Origin of the sequence: Corynebacterium sp. HMSC078H07, assembly GCF_001812805.1 — a bacterium.
Taxonomy (GTDB): Bacteria; Actinomycetota; Actinomycetes; order Mycobacteriales; family Mycobacteriaceae; genus Corynebacterium.
The window spans coordinates 31,733-47,214 of the sequence record NZ_KV810513.1; the positions used below are offsets into that span (position 1 = coordinate 31,733).

Annotated in this window: 17 protein-coding genes and 1 tRNA gene; 14 read left to right on the forward strand and 4 right to left on the reverse strand. The window is 60.7% G+C overall.

Annotated features, from left to right (window positions below):
* Positions 1 to 162 precede the first annotated feature (162 nt).
* The 3 genes from ctaD (at position 163) to HMPREF2875_RS10680 (ending at position 3,956) form a co-directional block, all read left to right on the forward strand.
* Entirely contained in the window at positions 163 to 1,854 is a 1,692-nt protein-coding gene (gene ctaD, locus HMPREF2875_RS10670; RefSeq protein WP_070673015.1) for an aa3-type cytochrome oxidase subunit I, read from the forward strand.
* A gap of 187 nt (positions 1,855 to 2,041) precedes the next feature.
* Positions 2,042 to 3,238, forward strand: coding sequence for a phosphoserine phosphatase SerB (serB, locus tag HMPREF2875_RS10675; RefSeq protein ID WP_246817095.1), 1,197 nt, complete (start codon positions 2,042 to 2,044; stop codon positions 3,236 to 3,238).
* Entirely contained in the window at positions 3,231 to 3,956 is a 726-nt protein-coding gene (locus HMPREF2875_RS10680; RefSeq protein ID WP_070673017.1) for a peptidyl-tRNA hydrolase, read from the forward strand. Before serB ends, HMPREF2875_RS10680 begins: the two co-directional genes overlap by 8 nt.
* On the opposite strand, the gene HMPREF2875_RS10685 is transcribed toward HMPREF2875_RS10680, so the two are convergent.
* From HMPREF2875_RS10685 to HMPREF2875_RS10695, 3 genes are read right to left on the reverse strand one after another with little or no spacing between them, the layout of a single operon-like run.
* Complete coding sequence (locus tag HMPREF2875_RS10685) at positions 3,953 to 5,923, reverse strand: ATP-dependent DNA helicase (protein WP_070673019.1); 1,971 nt, start codon at positions 5,921 to 5,923, stop codon at positions 3,953 to 3,955. The two genes, HMPREF2875_RS10680 and HMPREF2875_RS10685, sit on opposite strands and share 4 nt — an antisense overlap.
* Positions 5,924 to 5,971: 48 nt before the next feature.
* Positions 5,972 to 7,324 carry a nicotinate phosphoribosyltransferase gene (locus HMPREF2875_RS10690; RefSeq protein WP_256389715.1) on the reverse strand — a complete coding sequence of 451 codons (1,353 nt, stop codon included), beginning with the start codon at positions 7,322 to 7,324 and terminating at the stop codon, positions 5,972 to 5,974.
* A gap of 41 nt (positions 7,325 to 7,365) precedes the next feature.
* Positions 7,366 to 7,950 carry a hypothetical protein gene (locus tag HMPREF2875_RS10695; protein WP_070673022.1) on the reverse strand — a complete coding sequence of 195 codons (585 nt, stop codon included), beginning with the start codon at positions 7,948 to 7,950 and terminating at the stop codon, positions 7,366 to 7,368.
* 92 nt (positions 7,951 to 8,042) lie between these two features.
* Between HMPREF2875_RS10695 and clpS the strand changes: the two genes are divergently transcribed.
* The 8 genes from clpS to rdgB all read left to right on the forward strand — a co-directional run bounded on the left by clpS (position 8,043) and on the right by rdgB (position 13,607).
* A complete protein-coding gene (clpS, locus tag HMPREF2875_RS10700) occupies positions 8,043 to 8,378 on the forward strand; it encodes an ATP-dependent Clp protease adapter ClpS (RefSeq protein ID WP_070673024.1) in 336 nt (111 codons plus the stop codon).
* Positions 8,379 to 8,390: 12 nt separating this feature from the next.
* Positions 8,391 to 8,927: a DUF2017 domain-containing protein gene (locus tag HMPREF2875_RS10705; protein ID WP_070673025.1), complete on the forward strand. Its 537-nt coding sequence runs from the start codon at positions 8,391 to 8,393 to the stop codon at positions 8,925 to 8,927.
* 4 nt (positions 8,928 to 8,931) lie between these two features.
* Positions 8,932 to 9,903 carry a P1 family peptidase gene (locus tag HMPREF2875_RS10710; RefSeq protein WP_070673027.1) on the forward strand — a complete coding sequence of 324 codons (972 nt, stop codon included), beginning with the start codon at positions 8,932 to 8,934 and terminating at the stop codon, positions 9,901 to 9,903.
* Between the two features lie 12 nt (positions 9,904 to 9,915).
* Complete coding sequence (locus tag HMPREF2875_RS10715) at positions 9,916 to 10,638, forward strand: rhomboid family intramembrane serine protease (protein ID WP_070673030.1); 723 nt, start codon at positions 9,916 to 9,918, stop codon at positions 10,636 to 10,638.
* Entirely contained in the window at positions 10,638 to 11,414 is a 777-nt protein-coding gene (gene murI / locus HMPREF2875_RS10720) for a glutamate racemase (RefSeq protein WP_070673032.1), read from the forward strand. Before HMPREF2875_RS10715 ends, murI begins: the two co-directional genes overlap by 1 nt.
* Before the next feature lie 68 nt (positions 11,415 to 11,482).
* On the forward strand, positions 11,483 to 12,250 hold the full coding sequence (locus tag HMPREF2875_RS10725; protein WP_070673034.1) for an MBL fold metallo-hydrolase: 768 nt from the start codon (positions 11,483 to 11,485) through the stop codon (positions 12,248 to 12,250).
* A 23-nt stretch (positions 12,251 to 12,273) separates the two neighbouring features.
* Positions 12,274 to 13,002 carry a ribonuclease PH gene (rph, locus tag HMPREF2875_RS10730; protein WP_039676720.1) on the forward strand — a complete coding sequence of 243 codons (729 nt, stop codon included), beginning with the start codon at positions 12,274 to 12,276 and terminating at the stop codon, positions 13,000 to 13,002.
* Positions 12,996 to 13,607, forward strand: a complete 612-nt coding sequence (rdgB, locus tag HMPREF2875_RS10735; protein ID WP_070673036.1) for an RdgB/HAM1 family non-canonical purine NTP pyrophosphatase — start codon at positions 12,996 to 12,998, stop codon at positions 13,605 to 13,607. The genes rph and rdgB overlap by 7 nt, the downstream gene beginning before the upstream one ends.
* 249 nt (positions 13,608 to 13,856) lie before the next feature.
* On the opposite strand, the gene HMPREF2875_RS10740 is transcribed toward rdgB, so the two are convergent.
* Positions 13,857 to 13,938 (reverse strand) — tRNA-Leu (locus tag HMPREF2875_RS10740).
* 144 nt (positions 13,939 to 14,082) lie between these two features.
* Between HMPREF2875_RS10740 and HMPREF2875_RS10745 the strand changes: the two genes are divergently transcribed.
* The 3 genes from HMPREF2875_RS10745 to HMPREF2875_RS10755 are packed head-to-tail and all read left to right on the forward strand — an operon-like array spanning position 14,083 to position 15,444.
* Positions 14,083 to 14,481 (forward strand): hypothetical protein, encoded by a 399-nt coding sequence (locus HMPREF2875_RS10745; protein WP_083311921.1) that lies wholly within the window; start codon positions 14,083 to 14,085, stop codon positions 14,479 to 14,481.
* Positions 14,478 to 14,834 (forward strand): DUF3817 domain-containing protein, encoded by a 357-nt coding sequence (locus HMPREF2875_RS10750; RefSeq protein WP_039676715.1) that lies wholly within the window; start codon positions 14,478 to 14,480, stop codon positions 14,832 to 14,834. Before HMPREF2875_RS10745 ends, HMPREF2875_RS10750 begins: the two co-directional genes overlap by 4 nt.
* Positions 14,835 to 14,838: 4 nt before the next feature.
* Complete coding sequence (locus HMPREF2875_RS10755; RefSeq protein WP_070673040.1) at positions 14,839 to 15,444, forward strand: hypothetical protein; 606 nt, start codon at positions 14,839 to 14,841, stop codon at positions 15,442 to 15,444.
* Positions 15,445 to 15,482 lie beyond the last annotated feature (38 nt).

The following is a 15,482-nucleotide window of genomic DNA, read 5'->3' on the forward strand; positions in this document are numbered from 1 at the left end:
GGGGTTAGCAACGTTGGCAGAAGTTGAGCGAGCGCTGGATATTTGCCGGTGCCGTGCCCTAATATAAGGCGAGTAAACCTAGGTGTTTGATTATGTGGAACGAAGCGCGAGATCGTGCGCTGCGCACCACGTGGTGAGGCACTTGTTCTTCAGGAGGATTTTATGACCGCTGTGGCGCCACGGCTCGACGATTACGTCGCGCCCACACGTCCAGAGCCGACTGGTAACGCTAAGACTGGCTCCAAGGCTTGGACGCTACTGACCACCACCGACCACAAGCAGCTGGGCATCATGTACATGATCATGGCCTTCAGCTTCTTCTTCCTCGGTGGCTTCATGGCACTGCTGCTCCGCGCTGAGCTCTTCACCCCGGGCCTGCAGTTCCTGTCCAACGAGCAGTTCAACCAGCTGTTCACCATGCACGGCACCGTGATGCTGCTGCTCTTCGCAACACCGGTTGTCTGGGCGTTCGGTAACTACGTTCTTCCCCTTCAGATTGGTGCACCGGATGTGGCCTTCCCGCGTCTGAACGCCTTCGGTTTCTGGATCACCCTGACCGGCGGTATCGTCATGCTGCTCGGTTTCGTCACCCCAGGTGGCGCAGCTGACTTTGGTTGGACCATGTACATGCCGTTGGCTGACTCCGTTCACACTCCGGGTATTGGTGCGGACATGTGGATCGTCGGTGTGGGCGCTACCGGTGTCGGCACCATTGCTTCCGCAGTCAACATGATCACCACGGTTCTGACCCTTCGCGCACCGGGCATGACCATGTTCCGTCTGCCGGTCTTCACTTGGTGTGTGCTGACCGCTTCCATCATCGTTCTGATGATCTTCCCGCTGCTCACCGCAGCAGCTCTCGGTGTTCTCTACGACCGCAAGCTGGGCGGCCACATCTATGACTCCGCTAACGGCGGCGCCATCCTGTGGCAGCACCTGTTCTGGTTCTTCGGCCACCCGGAGGTCTACGTCCTCGCTATCCCGTTCTTCGGTGTTATTTCTGAGGTCGTTCCGGTCTTCTCCCGTAAGCCGGTCTTCGGCTACATCGGCTTGGTCTTCGCTGTTCTTGCCATCGGTGCACTGTCCATGGCGGTGTGGGCTCACCACATGTTCGTGACTGGCGCCATCCTGCTGCCGTTCTTCTCCTTCATGACCTTCCTTATTGCGGTCCCGACTGGTGTGAAGTTCTTCAACTGGGTTGGCACCATGTGGAAGGGTCACATCACCTGGGATACCCCGATGATCTTCGCCATGGGCTTCCTGGCTACCTTCCTCTTTGGCGGTATGACCGGTATTATGCTGGCTTCCCCGGCCTTGGACTTCCACCTGGCTGAGTCCTACTTCCTTATCGCTCACTTCCACTACACCCTGTTCGGTACCGTGGTGTTCTCCGCCTTCGCAGGTCTCTACTTCTGGTTCCCGAAGATGACGGGCCGCATGCTGGATGAGCGTCTGGGCAAGATCCACTTCTGGCTGACCTTCATCGGCTTCCACGGCACCTTCCTGATTCAGCACTGGGTCGGCAACATGGGTATGCCGCGTCGTTACGCTGACTACCTGGAGTCTGATGGCTTCACGGTCTTCAACCAGATTTCCACCATCTTCTCCTTCGTCCTGGGTGCTTCGGTTATCCCGCTCATCTGGAACGTTTTCAAGTCCTGGCGCTACGGTGAGATCGTCACCGTGGATGACCCGTGGGGCTACGGTAACTCCCTGGAGTGGGCTACCTCCTGCCCGCCGCCGCGCCACAACTTCGTCTCCCTGCCGCGCATCCGCTCTGAGCGTCCGGCCTTCGAGCTCCACTACCCGCACATGGTCAAGCGTATCCGTGAGGAAGCACACTACGGCCACTAATCCCGCGGGTCTCGCGCTCTCACTGAGCTAGCTGCCGCGCTAGCCCAAAAGGGTGCGGAGAAGGACGCGAACTCCTGAGAACGCCGCCTCCCCATCACAGCGATGGGGAGGCGGCGTTTGTCGTGTGTTCTGTATGCGTTGGTTGGGAGGTTGTCGGTGAACAAACTGGCCATGCGATAATGACAGCGTGGATAACCAGATCGATTACCCCAACCAGACTGCCTTCGCCGTTGTGACAACGTCCGGTCCCGATAAGCCAGGCGTATCCGCGGCCTTCTTCCGCGTCCTTGGTTCCTATAACGTTGAGCTCGTCGATGTCGAGCAGGCCATCTTCTCTGGGCGTATCTCTCTGTCGGCTTATGTGCGCGTTGATAGCTCGCGCGTCGAGGCGATGGAGAAGGGACTGCGCAACACCCTCAGCATCTATGCCCAGTCGCTCACCGTCGAGCTGCGCGAGGATGAAACCACATCCCGTCCGCGGTCCACGCACGTCGTCGTGGTGCTCGGCCGCCAACTCAACGCCAGCCACGTCTCTGCGATTGCGCAGGAACTGGCCAACTTCAACGCCAACATTGACCGCATTCGCGGGTTGTCGACGTACCCACTTAATGGTCTTGAGCTGTACATCACCGTTGAAGGTTCCGCGGACCCCGTCCGCGCCACCCTGGCCCGTCTGGCCACCGAGCAGGGCGTCGACATTGCTATCGAGCGCTCAGGCCTGCAGCGCCGCTCCAAGCGCCTGATTTGCTTCGATTGTGATTCCACGCTGATTCAGGGCGAGGTCATCGAAATGCTCGCCGCCCATGCCGGTAAGGAAGCAGAAGTGGCCGCGGTGACCGAGCGCGCTATGCGCGGAGAATTGGATTTCGAAGAATCCCTCCGTGAGCGCGTAGCCGCCTTGGCTGGTCTTCCGGAATCCGTCATCGCGCAGACCGCCGCTGATATTGAACTCACTCCGGGTGTACGCACCACCATCCGTACGCTCAAGCGCATGGGCTATCGCGTTGCGGTTGTGTCCGGCGGCTTTATCCAGGTCCTTGAGGATTTGGCCGCTGAGCTCGACCTTGACTACGTTCGCGCCAATACCTTGGAAATTGAAGATGGCAAGCTTACCGGTCGGGTCATCGGGGACGTCGTCGACCGCAAGGCCAAGGAAAACTTCCTTCGTGAGTTCGCCGCCGATTCTGGTTTGAGCATGCGACAGACGGTTGCAGTAGGCGATGGTGCCAATGACATTGACATGATTTCTGCAGCAGGCCTCGGCATTGCCTTTAACGCCAAACCTGCGTTGCGTGAGGTTGCGGACACCTCCGTTAACCACCCGTATATGGATGAAATCCTGCAAATCCTAGGTATTCCCATGGAAGAGGTCGTCGTTGACTAACCTCCGCGAGGCGCACCGCCGGCTGGTTGACGCTTGTAGCGAGCGCAGCTGGCGCGATGATCCTGAGGACCCTAACAAGCCCGAGACCGTCCAGGCCATGCAGATTGCGCTGAACCTGCCTAAGCAGGAGCCGCCGAGCCGCACGGAGGTGCTGGAGGCGGCGGCGAGGGCCGTCGTCAAACTCTGCTTGGATGAGCGCGCCGGCCAGGATGGTGCGTTCGCCGAAGCATTGGGGCAGTGGTATGGGCACCGCATCCGTAAGGTTGCACGGCGAGCTCGCAACAAGGCATGGCGCGATGTGCAAGGCTTGCCTGGTGTGACGGTGGCAGATCGCGCCCGAGCCTTCGTGCCCTCTGCGGTCTCCGAGGTCGATCCGCTCGTGGCCAAGCTACAGATCGGTCACACGGATCTGCCGAAGGATGCACCGCGGCCGGCGCTTGGCGACGTCCCCCTCATCCTCATCGATGCCTCCCTCGAGATGAGCGCAGGCAAGGCCGCTGCCCAAGTGGGGCATGGCTCCATGCTGCTGGCCGCGGCAATGAGCTTTGACGAGGTGGAAAAGTGGGCAGCGCAGGACTTCGCTTTGTGCGTGCGTGAGGTAGACCACGAGGGCTTCGCTGAAGCCTGCGCCCGGCAGGACGCCGTGGTGGTCCGGGATGCAGGTTTTACCGAGGTGGCACCAGACTCGGCCACGGTGTGCGCGCTGCGCCGTCCTTAGCGGGCTTCGATGAGCCGTTTGAGTGCGCTGCGGACGACCTCCGGGTCGGTGGTGCGCCACATCTGTGGCATGGAATCATAAAGGTATGAGCCGTAGCGTTTGGTCACGAGGCGGTTATCAAGCACAGCGACAACACCGCGGTCATCGACAGAACGCAGAAGCCTTCCCGCTCCCTGCGCCATGAGCAGCGCTGCATGCGTGGCAGAGACCTCCATAAAACCATTTCGGCCGGCTGCTTTCGCGGCTTCGGTGCGGGCTTGCATGAGCGGGTTATCCGGGCGGGGGAAGGGGATGCGGTCAATGAGCACCAGCGAGCAGGAGGGACCGGGCACGTCGACTCCCTGCCACAAGCTCAGGGTGCCAAAGAGGCAGGAATTTTCGTTCTTGGTGAACTTCTCCACCAGCGCCCCAATTGAGTCCTCACCTTGGAGGAAAAAATCGAAGGGAATCTGCGGCTTGAGCTCCTCAGCGGCCTGTTGGGCGGCGCGGCGCGAAGAGAATAACCCCAGGGTGCGCCCGCCCGCGGCCATGATGAGCTCGCGGATTTCTGCGATGGTGTCCGGACTTAGCCCATCACGGCCCGGCTGCGGCAAGTGGCTCGCGGTGTACAGTATGCCGCTGCGCGCAGGATTAAAGGGATAGCCCACGTCGAGGGAATCCCATGTTCCTTTCGGCAGGCCCCACTGCGCAGCCATGGCATCGAAGCGACCACCCAGGGCCAAAGTTGCGGAGGTAAGCACCACGGTCTGCTCGCCAAAGAGCTTTTCGTGCAGCATGCCGGCGATGGAGAGCGGTGCAACGGCGAGGGTATCGGTCAGCGTGCGTTCATCGCGCTCTAGCCACACCACATCCGCATGCGCGGCTGGATCCCCGGTGGCGAAGACATCGAGGATGCGGGCGATGGCCTCGACGAGGGTGCTGAGGTGGTTAGACAGGTTTTGGCGCTCGGCAAATTTCTCGGGGTCGTTAGCCTGTTCGCCCTCTGGGGTGCGGGCAATGGTCTCGCGGCAGGAAGAAAGTGTGTCGGCCAAAGACATGAGCTGCTGCTTGGCTTCCTCTGGAAGGTCGGTCCAGCGGCCGGGGAGGAATTCCCCAAGGAGCTGGGTAAGCTCGGCTGCCTGCTCGCTTAAGCGTTGGTCTTTGCCGTTGGCGCCCAGCGCCTTGGCACGGGTAGCCGCCATCTTGAGGGCGCGGCCGGTAATTTCTGAGGTTGACACCGAGGTGATGCGCCCGTCGAGCTCGTGGGCCTCATCAATAATGACCACATCGTGTTCCGGCAGGATATTCACGTCTGCGACGGCGTCGATAGCCAGCAGCGCATGGTTGGTGACCACCACATCGACGTCCGCAGCGCGGCGCCGCGCCAGCTCCGCAAAGCAGTCTTCGCCGTGTGGACAGCGCGTCGCCCCAACACACTCAGCAGACGTCACCGAGACCTGTCGCCAGGCCAGATCTGGCACGCCCGGCTCGAGGTCTTCACGGTCGCCCGTATTCGTTTCCTCTGCCCACTCATAGATGCGTTGGACGTGGCGGCCCAAGTGGGAAGGGGAGTCAGTGGCATCGAGCAGAGCTTCCTCATCCTCCAACTCGGAGGCACGAGCAACCTTGTTAAGGCAAACATAGTTGGAGCGGCCCTTCATGATGGCGAAGGTCGGCTTCTTCTCCAAGAGTGGCTCGAGGGCCTCGGCCAAGCGTGGAAGATCGCGCTCCACCAGCTGGCGCTGCAAGGCCAACGTAGCGGTGGACACGATAACAGTGCTGCCGGTTTCCTGGGCATGCCGGAATGCGGGCACGAGGTAGGCCAAAGATTTACCGGTACCGGTGCCTGCCTGCACCGCGAGGTGGCGTTCCTTCTCCAGGGCGGAAGTGACCGCTTGGGCCATGCGCACTTGGCCCTCGCGCCGGGCACCGCCGAGGGCGGCGACGGCGGCGTCGAGAAGGTCAATCGTTGCTGAGTGCTCGTCCATTTGCCCCAGTGTAGTGCCCCGCTTAAGCCGGGCGGAACGGGTATGCCTTTAGGAGGAGAAGCCGATGAAACGCGTCGGCACCGCCGGTTCATCGCGAGTAAGCGCCAGGCCTTCCCACGGCAGAGTAGTAATGGCGGTGGCGAGGTAGTCGCGGGATTCGTGGAGGGAGGGAAGTCCGTCGACGATTTCTCCATCGCGCATAAGCGGCACGGTCATAGCGCGGGCGGTGAGGGTGCCGGTGTCCGGATCCTCGGCGTCGAAAGGCAGCACGAGCTCTTCGACGGCCACCCCGGAAGAGCGGTACGTACGCAGCGCACGTTTGGCTCCGCCCTGGGATTTCTTGGAGGAGGAACGTTTCGCCACCGGATGACCGTCGACCTCCACGACCTTGTACACCATGCCGGCCGTCGGCGCGCCTGAGCCGGTCACCACGGAGGTGCCTACACCATAGACATCGACGGGGTCTCCGCGCAGACCAGCGATGGCGAACTCGTCGAGGTCGGAGGAGACCACGATCTTGGTGTTGTGGTTGCCCAAGTCATCGAGTTGCTTGCGCACGCGGCGAGTCACCGCGGCCAAATCACCAGAATCGATACGCACGCCGCCCAACTCGGGGCCGGCGACGCGCACGGCGGTTTCTACGCCCTTGGTGATGTCGTAGGTGTCGACCAGCAGCGTGGTGCCCACGCCAAGCGTCTCGATCTGGCCGCGGAATGCTGCTTCCTCATTCGGCGTGCCGTCGTCGTTGACGTGTGCCAGGGTCCAGGAATGCGCTGCCGTACCAGAGACCGGAATATCGTAGCGGTAGCCTGCCTCGAGGTTAGAGGTGGCCTCAAAACCTGCCAAGTAGGCGGCGCGCGCAGACGTCACCGCAGCGTATTCGTGGGCGCGGCGTGAGCCCATCTCAATAATCGGGCGGCCATCGGCAGCCACGACCATACGCGAGGCGGCCGAGGCCACTGCAGAGTCAGAATTCATGATGGAGAGAATGACCGTCTCCAAGATGAGGCACTCGCCGAAGGTGCCGCGTACGGTCAGCAGCGGAGAGTAGGGGAAGTAAATCTCGCCTTCGCGGTAGCCATCAATCTGGCCGGAGAAACGATAATGCGCGAGGTAGTCCTTGGTTTCCTCATCGAGGAAGTCCATCTCCGCCAGTTGGCGGGCGGTAAAGCGGAAATCCCGCACTGCTCGCAGCACGCGTTCGGTGCCGGCGACGACACCATAGCGGCGCTCGTTGGGCAGGCGACGGGCGAAAACCTCGCAGGTTACCTGGCGGTGAGCGGAACCATCGCGCAGTGCTGCCTGCAGCATGGTGAGCTCGTATTTATCGGTGAGCAGGGCCGTGGAACGGTCAGAAGGGACATTTCCAGCGTTCACGACGTTGTCTGAGGTACTAGTCACATCGAAGATGCTACTCAGCATGCATCAAAAATTCAGCCAATCTATTCTTCCAGCTGGATGACTACGTAAACTTGACCGTCGTTATAGGCCACGCCGACGGCAGCGGTGGACATGCGGCGGTCCCGGAGAGCTGCGACGTGGGACGGGGACTGGCGGAAGGCTTCCACGAATTCATAGCCACTGGCCTTGTCCAGGGGCAGGTGATGCTGCACCATTTGAATATTTTCGTCCGCCGGATTTTCGGTCTTCGTCACCGCATTACACTCGGCCTTTTCGCGCGCCGCGGTCTGGCGGTCGATCCACGGCACGAGTGGGCCCTGGTTGTCTTCCTCGCGCCAGGTATTGAGGGCTTCGATCAGCTCGTGTTGGATAGTCTCCAGCTGGCGCTGCACGTGGACCTCGGGGAGCTCGTAGTCGCAGGACGCCGGCGCGGGTTCGGGGGCTGGCTTGTCGTTAGAGCTACCGCCCTGTGAAGGGGACGTCAGGCTGACTACCGCGGCGACGAGTGTGCCGCCCAGCACGAGGGCGGTGAGCACAAGCTGAAGAAGGCGAGCAAGATCCTCTTGGGATGGAGTACGACCAGCAAGAATGTCCGCCAGGGCGGTGGGGAGAGCAAAAGAATTCATCGACGGCAGCCACCTGGAAACGATAATCACATATTGAGTCCCCGTCAGTATAGCCGCTCACAGCGTCACATTTTTTGGCTAGGGTAGAAGGCATGAATGCGCACCGAGAAACGTCCGCGAGCGTGGTGATGAGTTCGCCCATGGCCACCCCGGAATTGGATGAGGCCATTGAGGTCGACGTCGCCACGAGCGAAAACCTGCCGTGGATGTGCATCGTCTGGGATGACCCCGTCAATCTCATGAGCTACGTCTCCTATGTCTTCCAGACGGTCTTGGGTTACGACAAGAAGCGAGCCAACGAGCTCATGATGCAGGTTCACACCGAGGGCAAGGCCGCCGTCTCCAGCGGTGAGCGTGACAAGGTCGAGGCCGATGTGAAGAAGCTGCAGGTTGCGGGTCTGTGGGCCACGATGCAGCAGGCAGGCTAAGGAGAGGACAGTATGCAGGCCTGGAAGAAGAAAAAGTCCTTCATACGCGGTGCTAAGTACACCGCTGTTTTTGAGCCCATGGAGCGCGAGGTGATAGGGGATCTCACCGCGACGGTCTCGGAGGCCATCATTGCCCGCGCCCAATCGGCGCCGAAGGATGAGTTGGCGGACATGGTGGATATGCCTACCGGTCACACGGAAGCGCCGGAGGACCCGTCCCTTGCCCGCCTCTTCCCGGATTTTCAGAAGCCCGGCGATGAGGAGTTTGATGGCGATAATGCGTTGCTGCGCTCCTTGCACGAAAACGATATTGCCCGCGCCAAGCTGGAGAACCTCCAAGTCATCAACACAGCGCTCGGCCCAACCGGCGGGGTTGAGGTCACCATCAGTGAGGAAGAAGCCCATGCCTTCCTCGCGGGTCTCAATGATTTGCGATTGTTCGTGGCATCGGGCGATGTTGAGCACGGCTCTCAGGGAGCGGACCGTGACACCCTCGTGGAGTGGTTAGCCTTCTGCCAGGACTCCTTGCTCAACGTCATCATGGACTAAGACCATGCGAACTGTGTCTGAGCTTGGCTTTTCTGTTGGTCATGCCACGCGCGATGATACCGGCGTTACCGTTATCTATTGCGGTGAGCAGGGAGCCGTCGCCAGTGTTGATGTACGTGGCGGCGGTCCCGGCACGCGTGAAACGGATCTGCTTCAGCCACACAACACCGTCGAGCGCGTCCACGCCATTGTCCTCGCGGGCGGCTCGGCTTTTGGTTTGGCCGCGGCCGATGGCGTCATGAGGGGACTTGAGGAGGCCGGCATCGGGTTTCCGGTCTTTGGCGAAGATAAACTAGGCCCGCGCGTTCCTATCGTGCCCGGTGCTGTCATCTTTGACCTGCTTGCAGGTCCCCAGCGTCCCACCGCAGCAGATGGCGCGCAGGCACTGCGCTCCGCATTGGCGGGGCATGATGACACCACCGGTAGCGTTGGCGCCGGCGTGGGTGCCTGTGCAGGAAAAATTCGGGGAGGGGTGGGCATGGCGCTTATCGACGTCTCCCCCTACACCCTCGCCGCCGTCGTCGTTGCGAATCCCGTGGGCCAAGTGATCGATGGTGCGACCGGCCGGCTCTTTGGCGCACCCGACAAGCCAGCTGTAGACATCAAGCGCTTCGCCGCTGCGAAGAGCCTTGCGGAGGCCCATCTCAACACCACCATCGGCGCTGTCTTGACAGATGCTCCCATCACCAAGGCCCAAGCCAAGCGCCTTGCCTTGGCCGGCCACGATGGCATCGCCCGCGCGGTGCGCCCGGCTCACTCGCCGCTGGATGGCGACACGATCTTTGCAGCTGCGACGGGGAGGGTAGGGGAGACGTCGGCAAGCACGGCGGGAACCGCACCCGGAGTCGACGCCGACGTTCTTGCCTCCCTCAGCGCCGCAGCGGCCGATGCCGTGGAGGCTGCCATCGTGGATGCCGTGGTCAATGCCGCCCCAGGCTTGGGCTTGGAGGCGTACTCCTCGCTGCTCTCTTGCTAAAGTTGGGGCATTATGACGAGCAGTGGACCTTTTGGTCAGCAGAATTCCTATCAGCCCAATCCCTTCCAACCCACTCCGGACAGCGCCGGAGTAGGTCAGAAGCGCACCGTTAATGCGGGCGATTCGAAGAACTACACACGCGCCGGGCGCCTTAAAACGGCCCTGTCGCTCACCGTAGGCTTTCTTGCCATTGAGTGGATTATCCACATCATCAACTTCCTCTTCTTCGGCAATGACCTGGGGCAGTACGGCATTCACCCGCTGGACTTCAACGGCATCTGGGGAATCTTCACCGCCCCGCTGTTGCATGCCAACTTTGAGCACCTCATCGGAAACTCACTGCCAGGAGCTATCTTCTGCTTCCTTATCGGTTTGTCTGGCCGCAAGGCGTGGTGGGAAGTCACGATCATCGTCGTGCTCATCGCCGGCGTGGGCACCTGGCTTCTCGGCGGGCCGGGCACCTCCCATATCGGCGCCTCCGGCATGGTCTATGGCTGGTTGGCTTACCTCATCGTGCGCGGTATTTTTAACCGCTCGCTTAGTCAGTTCCTTGTGGGCGTTGGCTTGGGCTTTGCCTACTCCGGTCTCATCTGGGGCGTGCTGCCCATCTATGAAGGAGTGAGCTGGCAGGGTCACCTCTTTGGTGCTATTGGCGGCATTGTGGCGGGCATGGTGATTACGTCCGATGACCCGATTAAGAAGGTAAAGCCGCAACCGCAGGCAGGGATGCGCTGATGTCTGACGCCTCTTCTCCCATCGGCATTTTTGATTCCGGTGTGGGCGGGTTGACAGTTGCGCGCACCATTATGGAGCAGCTGCCGGATGAGTCCATCATCTATATCGGCGATACCGCCCACGCGCCGTATGGCCCACGCCCCATCGCACAAGTACGTGAGTTGTCTACGGCGATCGCCGATGAGCTAGTGGAGCGCGGCTGCAAGATGCTTGTCATCGCCTGCAATACAGCTACGGCGGCCTTTCTTCACGACGCCCGTGAGCGCTACAGCATCCCCGTCGTCGAAGTTATCCGTCCGGCAGTGCGCCGCGCTATCGCCACGACGCGCAACGGCAAGATTGGCGTTATCGGCACCGAAGGTACCATCACCTCTGGTGCTTACCAGGATCTTTTCGCGGTGAACCCGAACGTCGAATCCTTCGCTGTGGCCTGCCCGGATTTCGTGAGCTTTGTGGAGCGCGGCATTACCGCCGGCCGCCAGATCCTCGGCGTGGCAGAGGGCTATCTCGCTCCGTTGCAGTCAGCGGGTGTGGATACCCTCGTGCTGGGCTGCACGCATTACCCGCTGCTCACCGGTGTCATTCAGCTTGCTATCGGTGACAATGTCGCACTGGTGTCCTCGGCTGAAGAGACTGCGAAGGATGTCATGCGCATCCTCACCACCACCGACATGCTCGCGCCCGAAGGGCAGACCCCCACTCGCAGTTTTGAGTGCACTGGTGACCATGAGTCCTTCTCACGACTGGCGGCCCGCTTTCTCGGGCCCCAGATTTAATGGCGGATGAACAGGTACAATCGATTCAAATCCAGCAATCCTCATTGTTTCGTGGAACTATTGAACGCATGAAGTTGACCATCCTCGGCTGTTCAGGCTCGGTGCCCACTATTGGCAACCCGGCCTCTGGCTACCTCGTGTCTTTTGACTCTGCCCCGTCCATCGTTATGGACTTAGGCCCCGGGACCCTCGCACGTTTGCAAGAACACCAAGATCCGTGCGATGCCCACGTGGCGTTGACCCACTTGCATGCGGACCACTGCTTGGACTTCCCGTCACTGATGGTGTGGCGCCGTTTCCACCCCACTGCGCCGGCTGCCTCCCGCAACTTCTGCCTTGGGCCGTCATCCACTGAGTCCCATTTAGGCCGCTTGTCCTCGGATGAGCCCAATGGTGTGGATGACATGAGTGATACGTTCGCGTTTAGCCCGTGGGTCGACCGCGAGCGCCAGTTGGTCGACGATGTCTACATCACTCCTTTCCGCACCGTGCATCCGGTGGAAACCTATGCGCTACGCATGGAACACGCGAAAAGCGGTGCCGCGCTGTGCTACTCCGCGGACTCGGCGTACACGCCGGCGCTTATCGACGCTGCATCAGGCGCCGATATCTTCTTGTGCGAGGCCGCGTGGGGCGAAACCTCCGAGGGTAAAGCTCCTAACATGCACATGTCCGGTGCCGAAGCCGGCCGCTTGGCCCGCGAAGCTGGGGTGAAGAAGCTTGTGCTCATTCACCTGCAGCCGTGGGGTGACGCCGCCGCGACGTATGCGGCTGCAGCGCGCGAGTTTGATGGCGAGATTGTTCTGGGCGCCTCGGGGATGGAATTCGAGCTCTAGACCCGCGCGGTAGGGTAGGGGGCATGACTGATTTCACTCGTGCTGATGGTCGCGCGCTCGACCAGCTCCGTAGCGTCCGCATTACCCGTAACTTCACCACCAATCCTGCCGGTTCGGTGCTTGTGGAGTTCGGCAATACCCGCGTCATGTGCACCGCCTCCGTGGAGTTTGGTGTCCCGCGCTTTAAGAAGGATTCCGGCGAAGGTTGGCTCACTGCTGAGTACTCCATGCTTCCGTCTGCAACGCATGAGCGCATGCCGCGCGAGTCCATGAAGGGCAAAGTCAAGGGCCGCACGCACGAGATCTCTCGCCTTGTGGGCCGCTCATTGCGCGCAGCGGTGGATCTGTCTGAGCTGGGGGAGAACACCATTCAGTTGGACTGCGATGTGCTGCAGGCAGACGGCGGTACTCGTACCGCGTCCATCACTGGTGCGTATGTGGCTTTGGCTGATGCGATTGCCTACCTCAAGGAGGAAGGCGTTGTGCCGGGCGAGCCGCTGCTGGACCCCATCGCGGCGGTCTCCGTCGGCATCATCGACGGCCATGTGTGCTTGGACCTGCCTTATGAGGAGGATTCTCGCGCAGAGGTGGATCTCAACGTGGTCATGCAGGAAGGCGGCGACTTCGTCGAGATTCAGGGCACCGGCGAGCACGGACTGTTCGGCCGTCAGGAGCTTAACGACATGCTCGATGTGGCCCAGGCTGGTTGTGCTCAGCTCATTGAGGCGCAGAAGGCGGCCCTGGGATGGTAAAGCTTCTCGTTGCTTCCAATAACGCGAAGAAGCTAAAAGAGTTGGAGAAGATCCTGGCCGATGCCGGAATTGAAGGTATCGAGCTTCTCCCATTGTCGGCCGTGGAGCCCTATCCGGAGCCCGTCGAGGATGGCCGCACCTTTGCTGACAACGCTCTGATCAAGGCCCGCGCCGGGGTACAGCACACCGGGCTTGCCACGATTGCGGATGACTCCGGTCTCGCCGTCGAAGAGCTTAACGGCATGCCGGGAGTGCTTTCTGCCCGCTGGTCCGGTGGTCACGGCGATGATGAGGCGAATAACCGCCTCTTGCTGGGGCAGATGGCGCACGTTCCTGCTGAGCGCCGCGCGGCGGCCTTCGTCTCTGTCTGTGCACTGGTCACTCCTGATGGTGAGGAACACGTGGTGGAGGGCCGCTGGCCCGGTTCGCTGCTCACCGCACCGCAGGGAGAGAACGGCTTCGGCTACGACCCCCTCTTCCAACCCGAAGGCGAGCAGCGCTCTGCTGCCGAGATGACGCCTGAGGAGAAGAACGCGGTCTCACACCGTGGCCGCGCCCTAGCGCAGTTGCGCGAGCCCCTAGCAGCCCTCGCCCGCCAGGTCTAAGCAGCCGCCCAACCTTGACCGCTAGCCCCAGCATCCATCAGGTGGGCTAGCGAGGTGGGGGACCAAACTAGAAGGACCATCTGCGAGTCGGCTTCTGTGTTTCCCCAGGTTCAATTCGCAGAATGCGAGCAAATGGTCCCGTGACTTTGGTCCCTTAACCCACGAGAACCAGGCATGTGCACGATCGTCCACAAGAAAGAAACAAGGTCTGCGTTGAAGTATGAAGCTTCAACGCAGACCTTGATGGTGTGCGCCCGGTGAGACTTGAACTCACACGTCATAAGACACTAGAACCTAAATCTAGCGCGTCTGCCAATTCCGCCACGGGCGCTGAAAGACGTAGCCGCGAAACATACTGTGTTCGGAGCAACGCTGAATAGCTTACAGGGCGGCAGGCCTACGATGGAAATCCACTTTTCGAACCATGGTGGGTAGGCTGATACGCGTGAGCACCAACCAAGCCCCGAGAAAGAAGATGAAGGTTCGATGGTGGCACATCGTCCTCATCGCGTTTTTCGTCGTGCTCTTTTTGTTCCTTGCCTATTGGCAGTGGACCCGCTTTAAATCCGGCTCAGGAACCTTCCAGAACTTGGGCTATGCCTTCCAGTGGCCGCTGTTTGCGGTCTTCGTGGTCTATGCCTACCGCACCGCGATGCGCTATGAGAACGAGCGCATCGATGCGGAGAATGAGGCCCTCGAAATGGGGCAGGAGCCGGCTCAGTATGAAGCTAAAACCAAGGATGCGGGCAAGGAACAACAGGTGACTAAAATCGACGAAGACTTTTTGCCGCCGCGCCCGCAGGTGGACGTCGAGACCTTTAATGCCATGAATAAGCAGCGCCGCCGCCGCGGCACCGAAGAGGAGAACTCATGACCAACCCAGCGAACAATGCCGTGCACCCAGACCGCAAGGAGCGCATTCGCGGACCACTGAAGTTCTTCTCCATCGCGGCCACGGTTACGGGTATCTTCTTGCTCATTCTGGTCGTGCGCATGATTCTGCAGTATGGCGTGGGCATGGAAATGCCGTCCTGGGCCACGCTCATCGCCCAGGCGCATGGAGTGGCCTACATGGTGTACTTGGTGTCGATTCTGATTCTGGGTCCGCGTGCGCTGTGGCCGGTGGGCAAGCTCATCACTACTGCTTTGGCCGGTGTGGTGCCGTTCCTGTCCTTCTGGATGGAGCACAAGCGCCGCGTTGAGGTTACCGAGCAGTTCCAGCTTTAGGCTCATGTCTAACCGCAAGCTCAGCACCACGCTTATTGCCGTCGTGGTGCTTCTTTCCCTCGTCTGTGCCGGTTTGGGTATGTATATCGTGCGTCAGCCGCGCGATGTGTATAGCGCCCCTGTAGAATCCACGAATTCGCAAGTGGTTACCGCGGTGGAGCGCCAAGAACAGGTGGTGCTGCTCAGTCTCGGGATCCAGGGACTGGCAGAGAAGTCCTCCGCGGGCGAAGTCTTTGGGGTGCGCGTCCCGTGGACCGATCGCACACAGTTCGTGCAGTACTCCTACAAGGCGAAGCTGGGAATTGAAGGCAAGGATGTTCGCGTCACGGAGACCGGTGAGCACGCCTATACCGTCAGCATCCCGGAATTTATCTTCATCGGTCATACCGACGAGGAGTTCAAGACCGCAGTAGAAGACAACGGCGTGCTGAGTTGGACCACGCAGCCACTCGATGCTGCCTCCACGGTGTCTGATGTCCTCAGCGCTGATAAGAAGCGCAAGGACATCAACGATAACCGCGACCTCTTGCAGGACCAAGCTCGCAATTTCTATGAGGGCATCATCCGCGGCGTCGACCCACAGGCCCAGGTCACCATGGAATTCCAGTGACCCCGCTGCTAGGTGGAGTGACTCGATTGCCCGTGGAG